Source organism: Roseiconus nitratireducens (assembly GCF_008629675.1).
In the GTDB taxonomy this organism is placed as follows: domain Bacteria; phylum Planctomycetota; class Planctomycetia; order Pirellulales; family Pirellulaceae; genus Stieleria; species Stieleria nitratireducens.
In genome coordinates, this window is the sequence record NZ_VWOX01000011.1 from 240,861 (window position 1) to 263,587 (window position 22,727).

The 22,727-nt window shown below is 62.2% G+C and carries 20 protein-coding genes; 9 read left to right on the plus strand and 11 right to left on the minus strand.

What is annotated here, in order from left to right:
• Positions 1-19: 19 nt before the first annotated feature.
• Positions 20-202, minus strand: a complete 183-nt coding sequence (locus FYK55_RS19400; protein ID WP_150078100.1) for a hypothetical protein — start codon at positions 200-202, stop codon at positions 20-22.
• A 1,009-nt stretch (positions 203-1,211) separates the two neighbouring features.
• On the opposite strand from FYK55_RS19400, the gene FYK55_RS19405 reads away from it, so the two are divergent.
• A complete protein-coding gene (locus FYK55_RS19405) occupies positions 1,212-1,799 on the plus strand; it encodes a DUF2585 family protein (protein ID WP_150078101.1) in 588 nt (195 codons plus the stop codon).
• A gap of 53 nt (positions 1,800-1,852) precedes the next feature.
• Here the strand turns inward: FYK55_RS19405 and FYK55_RS19410 are convergent, their stop codons facing one another.
• Both FYK55_RS19410 and FYK55_RS19415 read right to left on the minus strand, forming a co-directional pair.
• A complete protein-coding gene (locus FYK55_RS19410) occupies positions 1,853-2,941 on the minus strand; it encodes a sugar kinase (protein WP_235908823.1) in 1,089 nt (362 codons plus the stop codon).
• A gap of 60 nt (positions 2,942-3,001) precedes the next feature.
• Positions 3,002-3,814, minus strand: coding sequence for an SDR family oxidoreductase (locus tag FYK55_RS19415; protein ID WP_150078102.1), 813 nt, complete (start codon positions 3,812-3,814; stop codon positions 3,002-3,004).
• Positions 3,815-4,133: 319 nt separating this feature from the next.
• Between FYK55_RS19415 and FYK55_RS19420 the strand changes: the two genes are divergently transcribed.
• From FYK55_RS19420 to FYK55_RS19430, 4 genes are all read left to right on the plus strand, one after another.
• On the plus strand, positions 4,134-6,014 hold the full coding sequence (locus tag FYK55_RS19420) for a DUF1800 domain-containing protein (protein WP_161604630.1): 1,881 nt from the start codon (positions 4,134-4,136) through the stop codon (positions 6,012-6,014).
• An 82-nt stretch (positions 6,015-6,096) separates the two neighbouring features.
• The gene (locus FYK55_RS19425) at positions 6,097-7,599 is read left to right on the plus strand and encodes a DUF1501 domain-containing protein (protein WP_150078104.1); all 1,503 of its coding nucleotides are present in this window, start codon (positions 6,097-6,099) and stop codon (positions 7,597-7,599) included.
• A 189-nt stretch (positions 7,600-7,788) separates the two neighbouring features.
• Entirely contained in the window at positions 7,789-7,968 is a 180-nt protein-coding gene (locus FYK55_RS29185) for a hypothetical protein (protein ID WP_161604631.1), read from the plus strand.
• Positions 7,953-8,804: a biotin--[acetyl-CoA-carboxylase] ligase gene (locus FYK55_RS19430; protein ID WP_161604632.1), complete on the plus strand. Its 852-nt coding sequence runs from the start codon at positions 7,953-7,955 to the stop codon at positions 8,802-8,804. Before FYK55_RS29185 ends, FYK55_RS19430 begins: the two co-directional genes overlap by 16 nt.
• A 65-nt stretch (positions 8,805-8,869) precedes the next feature.
• Here the strand turns inward: FYK55_RS19430 and FYK55_RS19435 are convergent, their stop codons facing one another.
• The 8 genes from FYK55_RS19435 to hpf form a co-directional block, all read right to left on the minus strand.
• Entirely contained in the window at positions 8,870-9,655 is a 786-nt protein-coding gene (locus FYK55_RS19435) for an Fpg/Nei family DNA glycosylase (protein WP_150078106.1), read from the minus strand.
• 145 nt (positions 9,656-9,800) lie between these two features.
• Positions 9,801-10,757, minus strand: coding sequence for a DUF6807 domain-containing protein (locus FYK55_RS19440; protein WP_150078107.1), 957 nt, complete (start codon positions 10,755-10,757; stop codon positions 9,801-9,803).
• Between the two features lie 245 nt (positions 10,758-11,002).
• Positions 11,003-12,607: an Rne/Rng family ribonuclease gene (locus tag FYK55_RS19445; RefSeq protein WP_150078108.1), complete on the minus strand. Its 1,605-nt coding sequence runs from the start codon at positions 12,605-12,607 to the stop codon at positions 11,003-11,005.
• Positions 12,604-13,398 (minus strand): TIGR03936 family radical SAM-associated protein, encoded by a 795-nt coding sequence (locus tag FYK55_RS19450; protein ID WP_150078109.1) that lies wholly within the window; start codon positions 13,396-13,398, stop codon positions 12,604-12,606. Before FYK55_RS19450 ends, FYK55_RS19445 begins: the two co-directional genes overlap by 4 nt.
• Before the next feature lie 200 nt (positions 13,399-13,598).
• Positions 13,599-15,344, minus strand: a complete 1,746-nt coding sequence (gene ptsP, locus FYK55_RS19455) for a phosphoenolpyruvate--protein phosphotransferase (protein ID WP_201743748.1) — start codon at positions 15,342-15,344, stop codon at positions 13,599-13,601.
• A 443-nt stretch (positions 15,345-15,787) separates the two neighbouring features.
• Complete coding sequence (locus FYK55_RS19460; protein ID WP_150078111.1) at positions 15,788-16,090, minus strand: HPr family phosphocarrier protein; 303 nt, start codon at positions 16,088-16,090, stop codon at positions 15,788-15,790.
• Between the two features lie 54 nt (positions 16,091-16,144).
• Positions 16,145-16,624, minus strand: coding sequence for a PTS sugar transporter subunit IIA (locus tag FYK55_RS19465; RefSeq protein WP_150078112.1), 480 nt, complete (start codon positions 16,622-16,624; stop codon positions 16,145-16,147).
• A 57-nt stretch (positions 16,625-16,681) separates the two neighbouring features.
• Positions 16,682-17,260, minus strand: coding sequence for a ribosome hibernation-promoting factor, HPF/YfiA family (hpf, locus tag FYK55_RS29785; RefSeq protein WP_235908824.1), 579 nt, complete (start codon positions 17,258-17,260; stop codon positions 16,682-16,684).
• Between the two features lie 265 nt (positions 17,261-17,525).
• Between hpf and FYK55_RS19475 the strand changes: the two genes are divergently transcribed.
• The 4 genes from FYK55_RS19475 to FYK55_RS19490 all read left to right on the plus strand — a co-directional run bounded on the left by FYK55_RS19475 (position 17,526) and on the right by FYK55_RS19490 (position 22,649).
• Positions 17,526-17,807 carry a hypothetical protein gene (locus FYK55_RS19475; RefSeq protein WP_150078113.1) on the plus strand — a complete coding sequence of 94 codons (282 nt, stop codon included), beginning with the start codon at positions 17,526-17,528 and terminating at the stop codon, positions 17,805-17,807.
• 11 nt (positions 17,808-17,818) lie between these two features.
• Complete coding sequence (locus tag FYK55_RS19480; RefSeq protein WP_150078114.1) at positions 17,819-18,709, plus strand: carboxylesterase family protein; 891 nt, start codon at positions 17,819-17,821, stop codon at positions 18,707-18,709.
• An 11-nt stretch (positions 18,710-18,720) separates the two neighbouring features.
• A complete protein-coding gene (locus FYK55_RS19485) occupies positions 18,721-19,812 on the plus strand; it encodes an agmatine deiminase family protein (RefSeq protein ID WP_235908825.1) in 1,092 nt (363 codons plus the stop codon).
• Positions 19,813-19,997: 185 nt separating this feature from the next.
• Positions 19,998-22,649 (plus strand): secretin N-terminal domain-containing protein, encoded by a 2,652-nt coding sequence (locus tag FYK55_RS19490; RefSeq protein WP_161604633.1) that lies wholly within the window; start codon positions 19,998-20,000, stop codon positions 22,647-22,649.
• Positions 22,650-22,727 lie beyond the last annotated feature (78 nt).

Consider the following 22,727-nt stretch of genomic DNA (forward strand, 5'->3'; position numbering starts at 1 on the left):
AAGTGGCTTGGACGGTCCGCTATCCTCCGTCATCACGCTGCTGACGCATCCGCTGGAATCGTGCCTGGTTCTCCAACTCTTGCGGTGTCGGCTGATAGGTGTCCACTGGCGGCACCAACCGCGTCGTGTCGGGCGGGCCGCAGCCGACGGCAAGAAGGCTCAAGCAAATCAGCAGGGATGCCAGCCGCATTGAATCGGTCATGCGTTCAAATCGGATCGGTGGAACGGAATTCGAAACAACCAATGCCGACGTTCCCAGGTTCGACCGATGGCCCGAACCGACGCGGTCACGACGGCAGCGTACCGAAGCGACCCGCACACGCAGACGCGCACCCGATCGACGTCATCGATCGGGCTCTGAGCCCCGTGATAGAAGATTTGCCCCGGCATCGGTCGTCGATCCCGCACCGCAGAAGCGATCCTCCCTTGCATCCAGAAAGATCGTTGGCGGCCGCCAGATGCGACGAGCGAAAAGCGTGATCGCGGAAACGACGTTCCCGACGAAGCACGCGGCCACTAGGATAATGCATCCGTCAAGCGTCCAGGGGGGACGGATGCCCAGCGATGGCTGCGCAACCATTGGACTGGCTTGGGCTCTAGCTTTGTCTGAAGAGTCGGGAGCGAAAACACCGTGATTTGCAGTGCAATGCGCGGCAAAGCTCTAGCCGCCGGTTGAGACGAGAGCACCCGCGGCTGGCGCGACGCGGCTCACCCAAAGTGGCGCTGTCCAGCTAGTGGTTCATCCAGCCAGAATTTGTGACCAGCGTTTCGCCACTGAACCGTCCCGCAAGGAGGTCGTGCAGCTTTCTGAGCCGGGAAAAGACGTGTTTTTTGAGATCACCCTCCCTCCGGGAGGGTCAAAGGCGAGGCACGAGCCTTTGGGGAGGGTGTCGTCAAGAATTCGCCTGAAATACAACGACCCCGGACGAGCCCTCCCCGCGTCGTCGCAAGCTCCTCCGCGACCCTCCCGGAGGGAGGGTGATTCAAAGCTGCACGACCTCCAAGCGGGAGGGTGAGCCAGACAACGCCTGACATTGATCGCTAGATGGACCTCTGCGGAATTGCACCACAAACGCAGTGCAGTTGCTCCAGCTCGCGGAGAACGTTCGCGACGGGGCGGTTGGCAGCCTCGAAACGGACCCTCCAAAAACACGCGACCGACCTTCCTGGCGGATCGCCATCGCCCAAGACCTTTCGACCCAAAAAACCCGATGTCAAACGAACTCGCTCAACCCGTCCAGCGGCGGTCGCAATGGAACGGCCCGGTGCTGGCGACGATCATCGCGACGATGGCGGCGGTGTTGTGGTTGATGGGGAGAACACCCTGGTGCAAGTGTGGGCAACTGGTTCCCTGGTCGTGGACCGTGCAGTCGATGCACAACTCCCAACACCTGATCGATCCCTACACGTTCACGCACGTGTTGCACGGTTTCATTTTCTTTGCCGCTCTGTGGCCGCTGCGAAGTCGACTGACCGCCCCGGTCCGGATCACGATCGCGTGTGTGATCGAAGGGTTGTGGGAGATTCTGGAGAATTCGCCGCTGATCATTGAGCGCTATCGGGCCGCCACCATCTCGCTGGACTACTACGGCGATTCGATTGCCAACAGCGTCTTTGACGTGCTGGCCTGCCTGCTGGGTTACGCGATCGCTTCAAAGCTCCGCTGGCAGACCGCCACCATGATTTTCCTGGCGGTCGAAGTCACTTTGCTGCTGACGATCCGCGACAGCTTGCTGTTGAACGTGATCATGCTGACCTTTCCCATGGACGCCATCCTGCAATGGCAATCGGGAGGCTGAGCCGCCGGAGCGTTGAATCCGACGACTTGCACTCCCGCTGCACGCGAGTTGCCTTACCGCTGCACGCGGGCGCTACCCCCTTCGGCAAAGGCTTCGACTTCGGCCAACGTGGCTCGGCTGACATCGCCGGGGAACGTGGTCAGCAGGGCGCCGTGGGCCCAGCCGATCTTCAAAGCTTCGGCAGCCGGGCGCCCGTCCAGCAAGCTGTAGATCAGGCCGCTGGCAAACCCGTCGCCGCCGCCGATCCGATCCAGCACGTCCAACTCGGCCGTCGGCGCGGTGTAGTTTTCACCGTCGTACCAGAGCACCGCGGACCAGGAATGGCGGTTGGTCGAGTGGACTTCGCGCAGCGTGGTCGCCACGGCTTTGACGTGCGGGTACTTCTCGGTCACGTTGCCGATCATGCCGAAAAAGTTTTCCGGGTCCAATTTGCTGCTTTTCTTTTTCTCCACATCGGGACCTTTGACGCCCAGTCCTTTCTGCAGGTCTTCCTCGTTACCGATCAGCACGTCGACGTGTTCGACGATCCGTGCGATCATCTCCTGGCCTTTCGCCAGACCGCCGATGGTGTCCCACAGCTTGGCGCGGTAGTTCAGGTCGAACGAACGGACCGCACCGGCTTCTCCGGCCGCTTTGAACATTTCGATGACGACTTCGGCAGTCGTTTCCGACAGGGCCGCAAAGATGCCGCCACTGTGAACCCAGCGGCAGCCACCGGCGAAGATCTTGGACCAATCGAAATCGCCGGGCTTGAGCATGGCCCCGGCTTCGTTGGCTCGGTTGTAGAACACCACCGGAGCGCGAACGCCCTGGCCGCGATCGCTGTAGACGGTCGCCATGTTCGGCCCCCGCACGCCATCATGTTTGAACTGCTTGTAGTAGGGACGAACGCCCATCGCGCGGACCTGACGCTGGATCAGTTCCCCGATGCCGTTGTCGACCATGGCGGTCGCGATTCCGGTGTCCAACCCAAAACAGGAGGCCAGGTTCGCCGCGCAGTTGTACTCGCCGCCGGAGACGTGGACGTCAAACGAGGATGCCGTTCGGAACGGAATGACGCCGGGATCCAACCGATGAACCAGTGCCCCGAGTGCCAGGAAGTCAAGGTCGCAATCGCCGCTGGGAATGTTCAATCCACTCATGGGTGTTCAGATGTTCTTGGGGATGAAGGGGGGGAGGATGAAAAATTGGACGGCTGCCGCCTAGATCGTGACCGACGCGAAACCGCCGTCGACGGCGATGTTCTGTCCGGTGACAAAGGACGACGCGCGACGGCTGGCCAGCCACACGACCGCACCGGCCAGTTCTTCCGGCTTCCCGAAGCGGGCCATGGGGGTGTGGCCGATGATCTGGCCGCCACGTTCGGTGTAGCTGCCGTCTTCGTTGAACAGCAGTTTGCGGTTCTGTTCAGCCGGGAAAAAGCCGGGGCTGATCGCGTTGACCCGGATGCCGGTGGTCGCCCATTCCCGCGCCAACCACATCGTCAAGTTGATCACCGCGGACTTGGCGGCGGAGTAAGCGACAACGCGCGACAGCGGGATCATGCCGCTCATCGAAGCAATGTTGATGATGCTGCCGACTTCGGCCCGGATCATGTCCGGGGCAAAGACCTGGCACGGCAACAGGGCTCCGCCCACCAGGTTCAGATCGAACACGTCGCGCCAGGCATCCAAGGGCAGCTTGCAGAAATCGCCCCCGGGCGGAATCGTCGCTTCGGGACGGTTCCCCCCGGCGGCGTTGACCAGCACCGACGTCGGACCCCCGGCCCAGTCGGCGATGGCCGCCCGCGCCTGATCCAGTGATTCGCCGCTGAGCCCGTCGGCGGGGAAAAACCGGGCGGTTCCCCCCGCGTCGTTGATCTTGGCCGCCCGCGCCTCGCCGCGTTGGGCGTTGCGGCCCACCACCGCGACTTTCGCGCCGCCAGCTCCCAACGCCTCGGACATCAGTCCGCCCAATTCACCCGTGCCACCGATGACGGTGGCCACGTCGCCGTTTAAATCAAAGAGGTTGTTCATGGCGGGTAATCTAACGCTTGCGGCGTCCCGCTAACAGGGAGCCCACCGCGCCGGTTTGGCGGCTCGCAGTTGTCAAACCCGGCGGCCCCGGGGCCGCGATTCGCCTGGACACCTCAGCCGGCCGCCATGGTCCGCCCCCTCCGGATCCTGGCACCATCGAGCGGGGTTTCGCCGCAGGCGCTTTGCATCTCGGACGCCGACTGGCTAGTTTTGGACCTGCTGGAAACGCGGCGATCGGCATTTTTTGCCTGGCTTGACCAAGCCCGCCGCGGACTTATCTCCCCAGCCCTCGCTCTTCTTTTCCGCGTAGGTGATGCTGATGCTTTGGCGACTCCCCCGGTCCGGCAGCTTCCTGGCGCTCGCAATCTGGCTCCTGTGCGGGCTTCCGCACAGCTCCGGCGGCGAGTTTCTGGCCGAGAATCCCCGTCACCTGCGGCAGTTGAAGGCCCAGGTTCGTGCCGCGCAGTTCTTGTCCAAAGCCACCTTCGGTCCGAAGCAGGACGACATCGAATCGCTGGCCGAACGGATCGGTCAGATCGGCTACCGCAGAGCCACCTCCGAATGGATCGACCGACAATTCGCGCTGCCACCGACGTCCCACCAACAGGTCGCTTTGGACATCATCGACTTGGATGGACGCCAGCCGGACCAGGACCAAATCGGAATCGCCAATTACCGCTACCAGGCGTGGTGGCACATCGCCCTGACCGGCGAGGACCAACTGCGGCAGCGTGTCGCTTGGGCGCTGTCGCAAATCTTCGTCATCGGCGATTCGGGCAACAACTTCAACAACAACGACAAACGGGCGATCGGAGGCGGTGAAGAAACGATCCCGGACTGGATGGGCATGTCGAATTACTACGACATGCTGGCCGGGGGCGCGGACGGGTCCTATCGCGAATTGCTGGAGCAGGTCACCTACCATCCCTGCATGGGCGTGTGGTTGAGCTCGGTGCGGAATCGCAAGGCGAACTTGAACCAGGGCCGCTTCCCCGATGAAAACTATGCCCGCGAAATCATGCAGCTGTTCTCGGTGGGGCTGTACGAGATGCACCAGGACGGACGGCTGAAGGTCAACGACAACGGCGAATTGATCCCGACGTATGACAATGCCCAGATCAAAGAACTCGCGCGACTCTTCACGGGCTTCAAGTACAAACACAACGCCTCGAACAGCTTCTACGTGAATCTCAACTATGGCGAACCCATGCAGATTCACATCCAAGAGCACGACAACAACTACAACTATTCCGAGGAACCCGGCGCCCCGGCCAGCAAAACCGTTTTCGGCACGACGCTGCCCCCGCTGCCCGATGTCCTGACCGCCGAAGCGATTGGCGAGGAGATCGATGCCGGGTTGGATGCCATCGCCGATCACCCCAACGTCGCCCCGTTCATCTGCCGGCTGCTGATCCAACGGCTGGTCAAATCCAACCCGTCGCGGGCGTACCTGCAACGCGTCACGCGAATCTTCAACGACAACGGACGCGGCCAGCGAGGCGACCTGAAGGCGGTCGTCAAAGCGATCCTGACCGACCCCGAGCTGTATCGCGGGCAACGACTGATCCGCCGAACCGGCCCGCTGCGGTTGCAGGTGGTCACGCGCGGAACCGAGTACAGCCGTTTGCGCGAACCGATCAATCGAGTCACCGCCTTGATTCGCGCGATGCGGCCGACGTCCGACTACGGAGGCGGCTACATGATGCTCTCGGCGGCCATCGGGAACGATCTGGAACAGATGCCGTTCCGCTCGCCCAGTGTCTTCAACTACTACCTGCCGGACTTTCAGCCTCCCGGAGAGTTGATCGGCTACACGCCGACGCGACGCAATCCCTACGACTCGCTGTTCGCACCGGAGTTCCAAATCCTGAATGCCGTCTCCTCCAACCGGACGATCAATCGGCTCCGTTCGTTCTGCCTGAACCGCTTCGTCCAGTATTCGATGCGAAAGGGTCGTTGCCGGATTTCTTTCGACCTGGCCCCGGAAATCGAACTGGCGCGCGACTTGGAGAACTTGGACACGATCTTGGAACGTTTTGACCTGCTGCTGTGCAACGGGACGCTCCGCGAATCCACCAAGACGATCATCAAGGATGCCGTCATCGCTGAAACGACCGGTCGCGATTGGATGAACGTCGACCGCGTGGAACAAATGCTGTTGGCCGTTGTCATTTGCCCCGACTGCGCCGTCGAACAATGAGCGTTCAACCGATGTTCGGTTCCACGCCCCCGTCCCCGTCTCCCAACGTCCGCCGAGCACCTCACCCCACCGGACTCACGCCATGACTCGCAACCGATCCGACTCCGTTTTCAGCTCACGGCGAGCGATGCTTCAAGCCGCCGGCGGGTGCGCGATGATGACCAACACCTCGCTGATGGCAACGCTGCTGAATCTGCAGGCGACCAAGGCGTTGATGGCCGCCGACACCGACACCTCGGGCTACAAAGCCATCGTTTGCCTGTTCCTGTTCGGCGGCAATGATTCCTACAACATGCTGGTGCCCAATGACGGCGATGCGGGCAGCGGGGAATACGGCGACTACCACACCATCCGCGGTGGATACGATGACGGGGTCAACAATCCGGGCGGCCTGGCGCTCCCGCAGGACAGCCTGGTTCCGATCGCCGGTCCCAACGGCCGCTCGTTCGGGCTGCATCCCGGCCTGGCCGCCCAAGCCGACGCCGCACCGGGGGCCGATCCCACAACGACCGGCGTCGCATCGCTTTACCAATCCGGCAACCTGGCCCTCGTAGCCAACATCGGATCGCTGCTGGAACGCACCACGCGTCCCACCTACCAGGCGCGAACGAATCTTCCGCTGGGACTGTTTTCGCATTCGGATCTGCAACGACACTGGCAAACGGGATTCCCGCAGTCGCGCAGCCAGGTCACCGGTTGGGGTGGCCGGATGGCGGATCTGTTGCTGGCGACCAACCAGAACCCGACCGTGTCGATGAACATTTCGGTCAACGGAATGAACCTGTTTCAGACCGGTGGCAGCGTCGTGCCGTACGCGATCGGAAGCGGTGGGGCGACGGTCGTCAACGGTTACTCGCCCGGCCTGACGACCGGCAACCGTGCCAACCGGATCTTCACTCGCGCGCTGGACAACATCCTGGATCAAACCTACACCGACCTGCTCGCCAAATCGCTTGCCGATTCCACCCGCAACGCCACCGATGCCGCCCTGGCGTTCAACACCGCGGTCGACACGGTCACCCTGAACACGCCTTTTGCCGACGAGAACCCCAGCAACCAATTGGAAATGGTCGCCCGGGTCATCGGCGCGCAATCGCAGTTGCAGCAGCAGCGGCAAATCTTCTTTGTCTCCAACGGTGGATGGGACATGCACGGGAACCTGATCTCCGGACAGGAGACGAAGTTGCCGACGATCAGCCGCGCCTTGAAATCGTTCTACGATGCCACCGTGGAGCTGGGCGTTCAGAACGACGTCGTGCTGTTCACCGCCTCGGACTTTGCTCGCACACTGAGCACCAACGGTCAGGGCAGCGACCACGCCTGGGGTGGCAATCAGATCATCCTGGGCGGCGGCGTCGATGGCGGGAAGATCTACGGCGAATTCCCGGATGCGTTGACGGCCAACCATCCGTTGAATCTCGGTCGGGGACGGCTGATCCCAACAACGGCGGTCGACGAACTGGCCGCTGAATTGGCGCTGTGGTTCGGAGTTTCAAACGGCCAGGACCTGGAAACCGTGTTGCCGAACATTCGTCGCTTTTACGGCAGCGGCGGCAGCGGAACGCCGCTGGGCATCCTGGGATAGCTCGGCACCTGGAGCGCGGAGTGTCGTGACATCGGCAGACGGCCGTCGTCGTTTCGCAGGCTGCGAACGCCGAAACCATTGCGACTGCACCCTTGGATGCCGGGTCGGGGGCGATACACTTGTGACCGACCGGGCGGCAATCGCTCGATCAGGCACCTCCCGATCCTTGCTCCGAACCCGTGGTGCGCGGTGGGCTACGACGACGACGATGATGATGACTTCGACTACGAGGATTTTGTCGAGCGAGAATTCGGTCGTCCACGTCGCAGCAAGGATGTCCCGGGACACTGGCAGGTCGTCGCGATGCTGCTGCTGGTCGCCTTCGTGTTCACACTCTGGGCTTCGATGGGATTTTGGACACCGTTTTAGAATGCATCGGATCGGTTTGCCCGGCGACGCGTTCGGTCGTGCGCCAGTCGATTGACACGGGTCTGATCGGTTCGGCACGGTATTCGGACCAGACAGAATCGACCAACCGTGATGCGATTGCCGAATTGCAACACCCACTCTCGCCACCGATCCTGCCGCGGCTTCATCTGACGGATCATCAAACGGCCGGTCGGGGTCGTTTGGGCAACCGCTGGCAAAGTGCACCGATGGCCCTGACCCTGACGCTGACCACGAAGGTCGATCCGGCGAATCCCGCCAGCGGGATCCTGTCCCTGGCTGTCGGTGTCGCCGTCGCGCGGGCCATCGAATTCGTGTGTGCCCCGTGCCGCATCGCACTGAAATGGCCCAATGACCTGTGCAGCGGCTGGCTGGTCGATCCGGCGGGCCGGGAGCGACACTTTCAAAAACTGGGCGGCATCTTGATTGAGAGCACCGCCCCACGCCGCGACGTGGCGGTGATCGGAATCGGTTTGAATTTGGAACACGTGCCGAGTCTTCGCGACGGCTCCGCGACACCCCCGGGGTCGCTGTCGGGGCTGACCGGACGCCCGGTTCATCGTCCCGAACTTCTGGCGGCCGTGCTGGAGTCGCTGTCACAAGCCGTCGAGGAGCTGTTCGACGATCCGGGGCCGCTGATGACGGAATACCGATCACGATGTTTGCTGATCGGTTCGACGGTCACGCTTCGCCAGAACGCCACGGTGGTGCAAGGACGATGCACCGGAATCAGCGACGACGGTGCGTTGGAGATTCTTTGTGACGGACGGCGGAGAACCTTTCGCAGCGGTGAAGTCAGCCAGGTCCGGCCCGGCTGAGCCCAGATGCCGGCAACCGCTCGATCACGGATCGACCCTTGCGCGGCTCAACCCTGGCACGCGGGTCAGCTCTGGCAACTTGGACACCAATACAGTTTGCGCGATGCCACCTCGATCGTCTCAATGGGATGCCCGCAGACGGGACAGTTCGATTTCCCATACACACGGAATCGGTCGCGGCCCTCCAGGCTGGCCAGCGGAACACCGGCCTCTTTGGAACTGACCGTGATGATCTTTCCGTACCGCAGTCCGGTGCGCATCATCTTACCCAGAGCCTTCCACATCCGGTCGAATGCGGGCCGATCCAGCTGGTCGCCGGGCGTGCGGGGATCCCACCGCAAGGCGAACAGCAGTTCGGCACGGAAGATGTTTCCCACACCGGCTACCACCGCTTGGTCCAATAGCAACGCCCCGATCGGTTTGTTGCTCTTTCGCACGCGATTCCAAACCTTTGCCGGGCTGCCACCGGCCAAGGGGTCGGGGCCGAGCTTTTCAATCACCTCCGCCCGCGTGTCGGCGTCGATCACGCGGCAGGTCGTCGGACCGGTCAAGTCCAATGCCGTGTCGGCGCCCTGCCAGCGCATCCGGACCTGGCCGACGGCAGCCGGTGGCGGCACCGCGTGTTGGCGGAACTTGCCATAGCGTCCCAGATGGACGTGAATCAGGCGGCCGCCATCGAAGTGATAGAACAGGTGCTTGCCGACAGCCTCGCTGTGCGAGAACACCTTTCCGGATACCTTCCGCGCGTCACCGCGAAACCGCCCCTGGGGACTGCTGACCTTGATCGGCTGCCCGGAAAACTGGCGGGTGTGTTCGCGGGCCAGAAAATGGGTCTTGTGTCCTTCAGGCATCCGAGGCGTCACGTGACGGGCGATCGAGGCAGTCTGCTGCGCGGCGAGGCCACGCAGACGGTGACATCGCACGGCCCGTCGAACGGACGGCAGCCACCGCGGATCCGACCCGGCGAAGGACCCTTGCAAGCAGCTTAGGACACCGTCAATCCTGCGCGAACGCTTGATACCGTTCGGCGATCTTGGCCGATTCGACATCGCCCGGATGGAACAAGAAACGGTACCGGAAGGTCAGCGTTTCACCGTCTTTGAGCGTCATGTCACCGGTGCCATCGGGCTTGCCTTCGAAGTGGTTGACGCCGAAGGGATTGGCCGCGATCAGTCCGTAATCGCGGGCGTGCCACCAAGTCGGGTGACGAGGGTTGTCCGGATGATCGAAGATCGCGACTCCGGTCACCTGGCCGTCGATTTCACCCCAGTAATCGACCCACGCGGCGCGTTTCCCCCACATCTCCTTGTCACGAACGCCCTCGCTGTTGACGCTGTGCCCGACCGCCGTGTGGTTGCCTTTCTTTGGCGCGCTGCTGAGCCGCAACAGCGGATTCGTGCGGATCGCCATCGTGCCTTCTTTGGTGTCGCCGATGGTCACTTCGCCGGCCGAGGCGATCCACGTCACGGCGTAATCGATGTACCGTGCCGAATCGTCCGTTCCGAACGAGAGCGTGCGTCGATCGCTGCAAATGACTTCGCCTTTGGCGTCCACCCAATCGTTGGTCGCCACGATCGTGTCGCCGTCAATCTTGAGTGACGTTTGCACCTGGGTTCCCACGTCGGGCGAGGCTTCGCCTTCGCCGTTTTCCATCCAGAACCGAACATGGTTGACCTCGTCGTGGGTGTACCAGATCGACTTGTGGTGCGGATGGTCGGTGGCCTCGTTGTCGACACCTTTGACCATCGGATAGTTCCGTGTCATCGGTTTTTGACCGGGCCCGTACACCGGATACAGGATCGGTTTGGCGTATCCCGTATAGCGGTATTCGGTAAATGGCTGTCCGTCGATCGTGACGACGGCCTTTGAGCCATCATCTTGGATTTGAACGTCCGCGGCGGTCACGACCAGCGGAGTCGAAAGCAGCGCGGCGAGGCAGATTCGAAAAAACATGGGTATGGCTGTGATGGAGGTTGCGAAGGGGACTTCGTCCGCCGCGACACGCTGCGCCAGGTCGGATGCAAAGGGCCCGACGGCCTTCGTCAACGCGATGGCAGGTGCAGCAACGGTGCCCCCAGTCTATTCGAAGCGCCGCGACGCGGGGGTCGACGCTTTGCGGCGGATGATTTTGGGTCGCCGTTTCCGTCGGCTGGCGCCGACGGCAGGAGGCTGTCGTCGCCTTGCGACTCGTGTTCGATTTACGAATCGATTTCCACGCGTTCTCCCTGCCCGTCGCGGCAGTCCATTTCCAGGTGTTCCGGATACAGCCCTTCGCTGCCCAGGATTTGGACGGTCATCTTTCCGGCGTCTTCCATCTCCATCACGCTGCGCCGTTTCTGGTTGTTCAGGTGCGCGGCGACGGCATCGTTGACGCGAACGGTGACGCGTTGGATGTGCTCGTTCTTAACGGCCAGGGCCAACATTCGCACGACTTCGATGGACATGCTCTCGGCGGTCTTGACCAACCCGCGGCCTTCGCAGCAGGGGCAATCCTGATAAATGCTTCGTTTCAGGCTCGGCCGGATCCGCTGACGCGTCATTTCGACCAGTCCGAACGGGCTGGTCCGCAGGATCTTGGTGCGGGCCCGGTCGGTTGCCATCGCATCACGCAGCGCCCGTTCGACTTTCCGGCGATGACTTTCTTTGCGCATGTCGATGAAGTCATTGACGATCACGCCGCCCAAGTCGCGCAGTCGCAACTGCCTTGCGATCTCCTTGGCCGCGGCAAGGTTCAACCGGAACGCATTTTCCTCGGCCGAATTGTCTCCGCGGAAGTTGCCGCTGTTGACGTCGATCGCGACCAACGCCTCGGTGGGATCGATCACGATCGAGCCGCCGTTGGGAAGTTTGACCTGGCGTTGGTGTATCTTGACGATTTCTTTTTCCAGGTCGTACTTGTGGAACAGGGGCACCGGGCCGTCGTACAGCTTCAGCCGTTCGACCACCCGCGGCATGACCATCTTCAAAAAGTCCCGCGCGTTTTCGTACGCATCCTTTCGGTCGATCAGGATCTGATCGATGTCGTCGTTGTAGATGTCACGAATCGTTTTGATGATCAGATCGCTTTCTTCGTAAAGCAATCCCGGTTGGCTGCCGGATTTGACGCGTCGCACGATCGTTTTCCACAACCGCGTCAGGTAGTCCATATCGCGTCCGAGTTCTTTCTCGCTGCGGCCGGCGCCGGCGGTGCGGACGATGAAGCCCAGCCCCTTGGGCGGATTGAGCGACAGCAGGCAGCGTCGGAGGCGTTTGCGATCGTCCTCGTCTTCGATCTTTCGGCTGACCCCGACCCGCTCCAGCGCGGGCATCAGTACCAGGTAGCGGCCCGGGATGGAGATGTACGTGCTAAGGGTGGGGCCCTTGGTTCCGATGCCTTCCTTGATCACTTGAACGAGGACTTCGTCGCCCCGTTTGAAGATCTCCTGGATCGGCGGCTTGTTGCGAGGGCGTCCGCCTTTGAAAGCCCGTTTGGAGCCGCGACCGGATTCGCGGGCGCGTTTGGCGGCCGCCTCGGCCATCTCGTCGGACTCCCGCATGATTTCTTCGGGGTCATAGCCGCCCTGGCGAAAGTATTGTGGTTCGACATCGCTGATGTGCAGGAAGCCGTTGCGGCCGACGCCAAAGTCAACGAAGGCGGCTTGGATGCTGGGCTCCAGGTTGACGATCTTTCCCCGATAAATATTCCCGGCGAACGCCTCGACGCTTTTTCGTTCGACGTACAACTCTTCCAGCTTTCCGTCTTCCAAAATTGCGATCCGGCTCTCTTCGGGCTGGAGCACATTCATCAACATTTCGCGTTTCATTCAGAGCACCTCTTGGGTGATTCGCCGTCGTGCGGCGGTTGGTTTGCAGTTGCTAAAAATTCGGTATCCGTGGCTTCGAACTCTCGTTTCAAAACCACTTCTGTTCGGGTGATGTGCGAACCGTGGGCGATCCAATCGGTGCATCCGATCAGATCCAGCACATCGGTCGGCTTGAGCGTGGCGCCGTCGCTGGCCGCGAGCGTCAATTCGATCGCGTCGGTGAATTCCAGCCGCAGAATCTGTTCGGCGATGTGGACCGTCAGCGGTTTGTTCTTGCGGGTCACCGTTGCGGTCGCCTGCCCCAGGAACTTGGTGATGGCGTCCCGCACCTGACTCGGTTCGATCTCCGGGCCGCCCAGATCGGGGTCGGGCGTCGTGACGCGGTAGACCGTGTGGAGCAACTTGGCCTTGCCGGAGCCTTCGGGTAGCAGTTGCACGCTCTTGATCCTCAGCCCCGGCTGGTCATCGGCGGTCAACCGCCGCAACAACTCGCCGGCCGGCAGGCGTTCGGCCAAATCCAATTCGACCACTTCGTCGACGCCGCTGATCCCGAGCGCCAGCGCCGACGGGAACCCGATCCGCGGCTTGGGATGAAAGCCCTCGGTCATCGACAGCTTCAATTGGGCGCGGCGGACCAACCGTTCCCACAAACGTGCCAGGTCGCGATGGCTGGTCCAACGCAACAAGCCGGTTTTGGCAAACCGGATCCGGTACCGCAATCGGAGCGCCGGCGCGGACAGGTCCGCCGGCGCGTCGGTCGCGGGATTCAGTTCAGTTTCGGATCCGGTCATGAAGTCGTGTCGAAAAACCCGTCAGACGGGCGTGGTGGGGATGGAGAAGCGGCGGCGGGTGGGGGAGGTCAGGTTTTGGCTGTCAGCTGTACGGGCTCAGGTTCCGAGGTGGGTGTTTTGAAAGGATCGCTGGTGGGGCGTCACAACGGAGGGACGCGTCCCGATTCGACGGGGGCAACCCTGTCGGTGGTGTTGGCAGGTCACGTCACAATCAACTCCGGCACGTATTCGCCCAAACGGTCCAGCAGGTACAGATCGACGTCCCGCGCCGCTTCCAGCTTCATCACCCGTTTGGCGATCTTTTCGCACTGGCCGATCGTCACCGAACGAATGGCTTTCTTGACGCGCGTCAGGGACGACGGCGGAACGCTCAGGTGCCGCACCCCCATCCCCAACAGCAACAGCGCCCGAGCGGGATTGCTGCTCATCTCCCCGCAGATCGAGAGCGGGCAGTTGTACTGGGCGGCCACCTCGACGCACCGCGCGATCAGCCGCAGCACGGCCGGGTCGCTGGATTGGTACAGGTCGGCGACATATTCGTTGCTGCGATCGACGGCCAAGGTGTACTGGGCCAGGTCGTTGGTGCCGATCGACAAGAAGTCCACCTCTTCCATGAAGCGTTCCAACATCATCACCGCGGCCGGAACCTCAACCATCATGCCGACGGGAATGTCGCTGCGATGGGGTTCGCCGGACTCCTTCAAGTCTTCGGCCACGATGTTCAGCAGCATCCGCGCCTGACGGTATTCGGCAATCGTGGTGATCAGGGGGAACATGACGCGGATGTCGCCGTGCACGGCGGCCCGCAGGATCGCCCGTAACTGGGGCCGGAAGAGGTCCAAGTTGCGCAGCGAAAGGCGGATGCTCCGCAGGCCCAAAAACGGATTGTGTTCGTTCTCGGCCAACGGACGGTGCCCCATCTTGTCGGCACCCAAGTCCAGCGTGCGAATCACCACCGGGCGGCCTTCCATTTCACGGACGACCTGGCTGTAAGCCTGGTAGTGATCTTCCTCGCTGGGCTCCTCGGCGCTGGACAGGTACAGGAACTCGGTGCGATACAGTCCGATTCCGTCGGCGCCACGTTCAATGCAGGTCGCCGTCTCGTGCGGGAACTCGATGTTCGCGCTCAACCGGATCGGCGTCCCGTCGATCGTCTCGGCGGGCAGGTGTCGCAATTCGCTCAAGCGGGCCGTCAAGGAACGTCGCTGCTTCAGACGTTCCTTGTAGCTGGCCAACATGTCCCGGTCCGGATCGATGATGACCCGGCCTCGATCGCCATCGACGATGATCCGCGAGTTGTCGCGAACCAGATCCAGGAAGCTGCCGATCCCGACGACGGCCGGCAGTTCCAAGCCTTTGGCCACGATCGCGGTGTGACCCCCGGGGCCGCCGGTTTCGGTGCAGAAACCGCGAACGAATTCCCGGTCCAAATTGGCCGTTTCGCTCGGGGTCAGCACGTGCGAGAGCACGATCACCGGCTCGCTCAAGTCCGAGAGCGGACTGTCGGACACGGCACCCAACGAGAGCAGCAATTGCTTTTCGATGTCCAACACGTCTTCGGCGCGATCGGCCAGCAACGGATTGTCCAGCCGCCGCAGGGCATCGGCGTAGTTGTGCAGGACGCGGCTGACCGCGTAGGCGGCCGACTGGTGTTCTTCCCGAATCCGTCGCCGCAACTCGGCCTGCAACCGCGGATCGTGCAGCATCTGCAGCTGGGCGGCGAAGATGTCTCCGGTGTGCTCGCCGGCCACGGCCGAGGTTTCCATCCGGTTGGACTCCAACCGTCCCGAGACGTCATCGACCGCATCGCGCAGCCGAACGAACTCCTCTTCCACCTGATCGGCGGCGAGAAGGGAGCGCGGGATGCGGTAACCGGCGGCGTCCAGCACTAAGGCTGGGCCGATCGCAACCCCGGGTGATACGGGGATTCCTTGCAGTTCGACCATCGTGGTTCGATAGACCGGCATCCACCACGCAGCGGCTCTGCGAGTTCAGCATCGCGACGTGCCAAGACGCCGCGCTGACGAACGTCCGGCCCCGGACCGCTGTCGCAAGGCGGCGACAAGGATAGGTGGGAGCGGCGACTCGTCACGTCAGTGCAATCGCAGAACGGCTCGGACAAAATGGACCGATCCATCGACGGAATGTTTGTTGTACGGATGAATGATTTTGGAAAAGTCGCCGGCGATCTCTCAGCGAGACGTCCAGCGATCGGGCTCCGATGGGAATCTGGAGCCACATTGATGGAGAGGGGATGTTTGGTTTGCGGGGCGTCCTTTCGGGGATCCCAAGGAGACGTCCCCACGGCGGCCGGTGCGACCGTTCAATGTCTTTCCGGTCATTGCCTGTCCGGTCATTGCCTGCGCCCGGTTCCCGTGGAGAGATCCTGTCATGCGGAAGTTTCCGAATCGCTTTTGCTGGGCTCTTCAAACCCGCGCAAGAAGAACTGTTCGATCGAATCGATCGCCCGTTCAGCATCGTCACCCTCGGCCGAAACCGACAATTCGGTGCCGTCGGCGGCACCGAGTGTCAGCAGCGACAGGATGCTCTTGCAGTCAACTTGTTCGCCCCCGCGCCCGATCAAGATCGTGGACTGGAACTGGTTGGCCATCCGCACAAGTAAATCGGCGGGTCGTGCGTGCAGCCCTTGCGAATTGCGAACAACAACGGTGCGACAGAGCGCTTTGGACATTCAAGTAAGGCGAAGGGATCCGGGTGGGTGGACAGTTCAGATCGCGTCGGAGGCTCAACCGGTTGCGAACTGATTGTCGTCGGCTTCCTGCAACAGCTGCGAGATGTCGTCGGCCGATTTACTCTGCTTGAGGAATCGGCAGAAGGTTTCGTCGCGCAGCTGCCGCGAGATGTTCTCCAGGGCGCGCAGGTGATCGCCGGGCCGCTCGGGCGGGCTGATCAACAGGAAGAACAGCTGCACGCGTTCCCCGTCAAGCGAATCGAAATCGACGCCCTCTTCGCTGACGCCGACGGTGCCGACAAGCTTCTGGACGCTGGGGTGCTTGGTGTGAGGAACCGCGACGCCTCGACCGATCCCGGTCGAACCGAGCTCTTCGCGTTTCATAATGGCCGCGATGATGTCATCGCGCTGTTCGGAATCGATTTCGCCCGAATCCAGCAGACTTTGGACAAGCTCTTCGATCGCTTGTTCCTTGGTCATCGCCTGGAGTTCGGCTTTGATCGATTTGGTGCTGATGAAATCTGCAAACTTCATGGGGGTGTGAATTCTAGTAAGTGTGTCGACCGGCCGGCGAGCAACAGCCCGTGCCGTCTACTCGTCGCCCGTCGGGGTTTCAATGTGTTTGTGTCCGGTGGCGCGATGCCCCGTCTTCTTTTGCTTGATCCGCCGCAACTGTTGCTCCACCTTGGGAATCGCCATGTCCATCGCCGCGATCACGGTGTTGGACTCGGCCGTTGCGACGCATCCGTCGGCATGTTCCATGGAAACCTGAATTTCCACAACAGGCTTTTCGGTGTGCTCCAAATCGACCGTCACCTCGATCGCGTTGACCCGATCATAAAGACGGCGCAATTTGACCGCCTTTTCCTCGATCAACTCCTGATCACCCGGCTGAAGGCTGCCGTGACGAGCCGAAACGCTTACCTGCATCGTTGATGTTCTCCCATCGGTGAAAATCGCACCCCCGCGTCGCCAACGCCCGGATCCGATTTGGTAGTAACGCTCGGGCTTTGCGTCGACCCAGTGGCCCACGCAGACGTCCCGGGAGCGTCCATCGCCGCCTTGATTCAACTGCCCATTTTGGTCGCAAAACGAAGCCGCGGTGCGGACAATCGGCCGATTTTCCAAACCGCGTTGATTCGCGGGGTGTCCATGTGAAACCGCAAGCATACGCGACAGACCCGTCCGCGGGTAGCGATCATTTTCCCAGTTACCACCTTTGGGTGGTTTCCAGTCGTCCGAATCCGTTCTCCACCGCCACCGGGCCGCAATCGCAACGGCGCGCCGACGCCCCCGACGACGGGAGTGGCCAATCCGTGCGGTTGTTGCTAAGTTACGGGGCCTTGGTCGTCCTCACGGCGGCGGCGGCCCACCGGGCTCGCTGCCGTGACACCGGTATTTCCCATCCCTTCCCCCTTGTAGCCCCTGACCATCCATGGCCCGTAAGGTCGTCAGCCGAGCCGAGAAAGCCGCTGAAGCGGAAGCCGCCGAAAAGGCACTCGCATCGAAAAAGAAGAAATCCGGCAAGCGAAGCAAGGCGACCGAAAACGTCCGCATGCGGTTGTACTGGGGTGTCTTCAGCCAGAACCTGAAACGGGTCGCGGTGTTCGATTTCGACAAGAAGGGTGAGGCCGACAAGCGGGCCAAAGAGCTCAGCAAGGGCGGTAAGTCGCCGCACTTTGTGCAGAAGGTCAAAGAAGAAATCAAGATCGAGTAAGGGGCGCAGCGATGTCCGCTGGCTTTCCCCGCCAACACGTCCCGGCCCGATCCGTCGCGTGGTGCCTGTGGGGGCTGCTGATTGCCGGCGGCTTCCCTCAATCTTCTGTCTGGATGACGGTCGCCCACAGCCAGGAACCAGACACCGTCCAGCCGCGTCCCTCGCCCGCCGACGTGCAGCGATTGTTCGGCAAACAGGTCTTTCAAGGCGAATCCGGCGCGACCCTGCCATACCGACTGCTGGCACCCCCACCGACCTCCGATTCGGACGTCGACCGTCGGTATCCCCTGGTGTTGTTTCTGCACGGCGCCGGTGAACGGGGCCAGGACAATGAACGTCAACTGGTCCACGCCGCGGCCGAGTTCGCCCGGCCCGAGCGACGCCAGGCCTACCCGGCCTACGTGGTGTTCCCCCAATGTCCCAAAGAGACAAAGTGGGTGCTGTCACCCTGGGAGAAACAGGACGGCACCGGGACGTTTCCCGAACAACCGTCGGAACCGCTGGCCCTGGCTTTGGAACTGGTCACATCGCTGCAACGGACGTTGCCCATCGACGACGACCGGGTTTATGTGACCGGCCTTTCGATGGGTGGCTACGGCAGCTGGTATGCCGCGGGACACTCCCCGGATCGGTTTGCCGCCATGCTGGCGGTCTGCGGTGGCGGTGATCCCGAGTGGGCGGGTCGGTATCAAGGCGTCTCGGTGTGGGCGTTCCATGGCGATGCGGATCCCACCGTCCCGGTCCAACGCAGCCGACAAATGATTTCGGCGCTCGCCCTGGCCGGGCACCAGCCGGAATTGCGTTACGTCGAGTACCCGGGGGTTGGCCACGATAGCTGGACGCGAACCTACGCTCGACAGGACGTATTTGCATGGCTCTTTAGCAAACGCCGCTCGCAGTGAGCTTTTCAGCGGTGGATTCCCCAAACCAGAATGCTGTGACCGAAGGCAAGCTCCCTGCTCGCCGCGTGCCCGCCGAATGGGAACCCCAGCGCGCCGTCTGGATCGCCTGGCCACACAGCCTGGAGACTTGGCCCGGGCATTTCGATCCGATCCCCGACGTGTTCCGACGCTTCATCAACGCCATCGCGCAGTCGCTGCCGGTGCACGTCATCGGGCCGTCCGAATACCGGTCCGTCGCGAGAATCGAGCAGCTCCCCAACGTGCGTTGGTTCGACGTCCCCACCAACGACTCCTGGATCCGGGACTACGGCCCGACGTTCGTGTTCGGTGACCCGGGGGCAACGTCCGACGGTGACGACCTGGCGATCGATTGGCGGTTCAACGCTTGGGGCGGCAAGTACCCGCCCTGGGACGATGATGACCAGGCAACCAAGTCGGTCATCGAACTGGCCGGTTGGCGTGGCGTCGAGGGCGGGCTGTGCCTGGAGGGCGGCGCGTTGGAATGGGACGGGACCGGGCGTCTGCTGACCACCACCGACTGCCTGGTGACCCCGACGCGGAACCCCGGCTGGAGCAAGCAGCAGATCGCCGATCGTCTTGCGGACTTGACCGGCACGCGAGAAATCGTGTGGGTCGATGGAGGCGGATTGGTCGGTGACGATACCGACGGTCACATCGACCAGTTGGCTCGTTTTGTCGACCCGCAGAACGTCGTCGTCGCCGTCTGCGAGGATCCCGAAGACCCCAACCATGACGGGCTGTGGGCCAACCATCGGTTGCTGCAGCAATGGGGCCAGACCACGTCGCCCCGCGTTGCGGTCCACCCGCTACCGATTCCGCCACCGCGATCGGTCGATTCGACCCGCGTTCCAGAAAGCTACTGCAACTTCCTGCGGCTCGGCCCCGAGCGTTTGCTGGTTCCCAGCTTTGGAAACCGTCGGTCCGATCAGGCCGCGGTCGGCCTGTTGACCGATCTGGCACAGCAGGCGACTCCCGGGGTCCAAGTCACCACGGTCGACAGCCGCGATCTGGTCTGGGGCCTGGGGGCGTTGCATTGCGCCAGTCTGAATGAACCGCTGAGGTCCACCGCGACCGGTGGATGACAAACGACTGTTTTCGGTGGTGGCGGTGGAGCTAACAAAACGGCGGAGCGGCGACCGCGATAACCAACGTCCCCGCCGATCTGAATTGACGCCCGACGGCTCGATTGCCTAGATACAAAAGCCGGTCTGTTCCCGGTTCTCACCCCCGGCCTGTCATGTCGGCATGGATTGCTAGCGTTCATTCGATGCGAAATCGCCGCGTGCTCGTCGGCATCCTGGCGATCTTTGTCATCAGCGTGCTGCCGTCGTGGACGGCGCTCGGGCAACGTCCGGCGGGTCCGTCGCGTCCGGCGGCCGATGACGAGATCGTGGAACTGAACCTTTCGGGCACCGTCAAAGTCACCACCTTGCTGGACTTGATGAGCCAGCAGTTGGACGTCCGCTTTTTGCACGGCACGGACGTCGCACGGCGTGAGGTGACCGTCTACACCCCCGCGCGGCTGCCAAAGAAGGTGCTGCCCACGTTGCTGGGCAGCCTGCTGCGGGAAGCCAAACTGGCGGTGGTCGATTCCGAAGTCGCCGGATGGAAACGCGTGGTGGACATCGGGGAGATCGTCAGCAATGCCCCGGCCGGCGAAGCCGCGGAGATCTCTCGACGCAACGGTCCGGCTGCGGCTGTGACCCAGGTCATCCCGGTCAAGTTCGTTGACGTGACGACGGCCTCGACCTCACTGCAACCGTTCCTCGATCGCGACGGATCGAACATCGTCGCGCTGCCGGACCAAAACCTGTTGATCATCAGCGGCTACGCGGCGGAGGTGCAGCAAGTCGTTGACTTGTTGGCAATGATCGATCGCCCGGATGAAAAGGGCGTGATCGAGTTCTATCAGGCAAGACAGCGTCCGCCGGAGATGCTGATCGAACAGTATCAATCGATTCAACAAGACGACGCCGCAAAGAACGCGGCAAAGAAGTCGACCGGGATTCAATTAATGGTCGACAAGACCGGTCGCCGCGTGGTGGTCGCCGGCCGCAAGGAGCTTGTCGACGGAGCCTTGGAAACACTCCGCAAGCTGGACTCCGGCAGCCGCTTCCTGACGCGAGTGTATCGCTTGGAATACATCGGCGCGGCGCGACTGGACCATTTGATCGGCGGCTTCATCGAAACCGGCGGCGAGCAGGATGCAAGCGCTGTCGAAACCACGATCGACGAAGAAGGAAACCTGTTGGTCGTGCGGGCGGGTGCCGAAACGCACCGTCAGATCGAATTGCTGATCGAGGAGCTGGATCAACCGGTCGATTCCGAGGCCAGCCCGATTCGTTTTTACAAACTCAAGAACGCCACAGCGATTGAAGTGCTGTACTCCCTGCTGGCGCTCCAACAGGCCGCCGGCAGCGGCGTCACCCAGGCCGGCGGACTGATGCCCGGCGCCTTCGGCACGCTGGATGGAATGAACGTTGGCGGCATCGTCCCGATGGGTTTCGCAGGCGGCGCCAATGCTTTCGGGGCCGCCGGTGATTCCGGCGTCGTCGACTTGCCGTTGGCAGGCCGCCCGATGATCGCGGGCGGTTCGCGATTGGGCGAGCAACTCCGCGAAGGCAACATGACACCGATGCGTCGCGAAAATCAAAACGCGGCGTTGGGCCCCTTGGTCGGTGCCGGTGTGGATCCACGCTCGGCCGGCTTTGCTGGCGGATTCGCCGGGGCGGGATTCGCAGGGCCCGGATACGGTGGATTCGGTGGCTACGGCGGGGCGACCGGTGCCGGCGTCGCAATGCTTCCGGGCGGAGCGAGGATTTCCGCGGACGTCGCCACGAACAGCCTGATCGTGTTCGCACCGTCCAACGTCCAATCACTGTACGAGAAACTGATCCGATCATTGGACCAGCGGCGGCCCCAAGTGCTGATCGAAGCCGACATCATTGCCATCGATACCAGCGACAATTTCTCGTTGGGCGTGGAAGTCTCCATCGGCGACCGGGAGGGTTCCACAAAACTGTTCAAATTCACCTCGTTCGGTCTCAGCGAAGTCGACCCGGTCAACGGCGCGCTGACGATCAACCCGGCGCTCGGATTCAACGGAGTGCTGGTCGATCCCGAGATCGCCGATGTGATCGTCCAGGCACTCAGCCGACATCGCCGAGGGCGTGTGCTGTCCTCGCCCAAGATCCTGGTCAACGACAACCAGACCGGATCATTGGAAAGCGTTGCCAGTGTGCCGTTTCAAAGTGTCAACGCGGCCGACACCATCGCCACGACCAGCCTGGGTGGCAACCAACAGGCGGGTACCATCATCCAGGTGACCCCGCACATCAACGAAGACGATCACTTGCAGCTGGAATTCGATGTGGAATTCAGCACGTTCGTGGGTTCCGGATCCGATGCCCTGCCACCACCCCGCCAGATCGATCGGGTGGGAAGCGTGGTCACGATTCCCGATGGCAAGACGGTGGTCGTCGGCGGATTGAAGCGGACCAACGACGGAAAGTCTTTCACCGGCGTGCCGTGGCTGGAGAAAATCCCGATCGTTCGCGATCTGACCAGCCTGCAGACCGGCGAGCAATCCACCACGTCGTTTTTCTTGTTCATCCGTCCAAAAATTCTGCGCGATTCGCGTTTTCGCGACCTGCAATTCCTATCTGATCTGGAAACCCATGACGCGCAGTTTCCGGCGGACTACCCGGTCAGCGGACCGCTGCTGATCCCCTGCCCCGACCCCTCGGCCACGACACCCCGTGGCGGACAGGCGTTCGATCCGTCGACCGGATGGCAAGCCGATCCTCACCCCGCGGCCGGCCGAAATGCCTGGCAGGTACTGCCCCAAGGCGAGATCCAGGGACATCCGGAACTGATCCATCCGGCCGAGATTGCCGAAGAACCGCCGGCGTGGCCCTGAATCGGACGGAAGCGTCCAGATTGGGATCGGGCTTGCGGCGGCGTCACGGGAGACAAGCTTGTGATAGGATGCGAGGCG

What these genes read in the sequence shown, in the direction of transcription:
- FYK55_RS19475 (WP_150078113.1), top strand. Translation starts at nt 17,526, where the DNA reads ATGGCCCGTAAGGTCGTCAGCCGAGCCGAGAAAGCCGCTGAAGCGGAA.
- FYK55_RS19445 (WP_150078108.1), bottom strand. Translation starts at nt 12,607, where the DNA reads ATGAAACGCGAAATGTTGATGAATGTGCTCCAGCCCGAAGAGAGCCGG.
- FYK55_RS19490 (WP_161604633.1), top strand. Translation starts at nt 19,998, where the DNA reads ATGCGAAATCGCCGCGTGCTCGTCGGCATCCTGGCGATCTTTGTCATC.
- ptsP (WP_201743748.1), bottom strand. Translation starts at nt 15,344, where the DNA reads ATGGTCGAACTGCAAGGAATCCCCGTATCACCCGGGGTTGCGATCGGC.
- FYK55_RS19425 (WP_150078104.1), top strand. Translation starts at nt 6,097, where the DNA reads ATGACTCGCAACCGATCCGACTCCGTTTTCAGCTCACGGCGAGCGATG.
- FYK55_RS19415 (WP_150078102.1), bottom strand. Translation starts at nt 3,814, where the DNA reads ATGAACAACCTCTTTGATTTAAACGGCGACGTGGCCACCGTCATCGGT.
- FYK55_RS19465 (WP_150078112.1), bottom strand. Translation starts at nt 16,624, where the DNA reads ATGAAGTTTGCAGATTTCATCAGCACCAAATCGATCAAAGCCGAACTC.
- FYK55_RS19420 (WP_161604630.1), top strand. Translation starts at nt 4,134, where the DNA reads ATGCTTTGGCGACTCCCCCGGTCCGGCAGCTTCCTGGCGCTCGCAATC.
- FYK55_RS19410 (WP_235908823.1), bottom strand. Translation starts at nt 2,941, where the DNA reads ATGAGTGGATTGAACATTCCCAGCGGCGATTGCGACCTTGACTTCCTG.
- FYK55_RS19405 (WP_150078101.1), top strand. Translation starts at nt 1,212, where the DNA reads ATGTCAAACGAACTCGCTCAACCCGTCCAGCGGCGGTCGCAATGGAAC.
- FYK55_RS19440 (WP_150078107.1), bottom strand. Translation starts at nt 10,757, where the DNA reads ATGTTTTTTCGAATCTGCCTCGCCGCGCTGCTTTCGACTCCGCTGGTC.
- FYK55_RS19400 (WP_150078100.1), bottom strand. Translation starts at nt 202, where the DNA reads ATGACCGATTCAATGCGGCTGGCATCCCTGCTGATTTGCTTGAGCCTT.
- FYK55_RS19460 (WP_150078111.1), bottom strand. Translation starts at nt 16,090, where the DNA reads ATGTCCAAAGCGCTCTGTCGCACCGTTGTTGTTCGCAATTCGCAAGGG.
- FYK55_RS19480 (WP_150078114.1), top strand. Translation starts at nt 17,819, where the DNA reads ATGTCCGCTGGCTTTCCCCGCCAACACGTCCCGGCCCGATCCGTCGCG.
- FYK55_RS19450 (WP_150078109.1), bottom strand. Translation starts at nt 13,398, where the DNA reads ATGACCGGATCCGAAACTGAACTGAATCCCGCGACCGACGCGCCGGCG.
- hpf (WP_235908824.1), bottom strand. Translation starts at nt 17,260, where the DNA reads ATGCTTGCGGTTTCACATGGACACCCCGCGAATCAACGCGGTTTGGAA.
- FYK55_RS19435 (WP_150078106.1), bottom strand. Translation starts at nt 9,655, where the DNA reads ATGCCTGAAGGACACAAGACCCATTTTCTGGCCCGCGAACACACCCGC.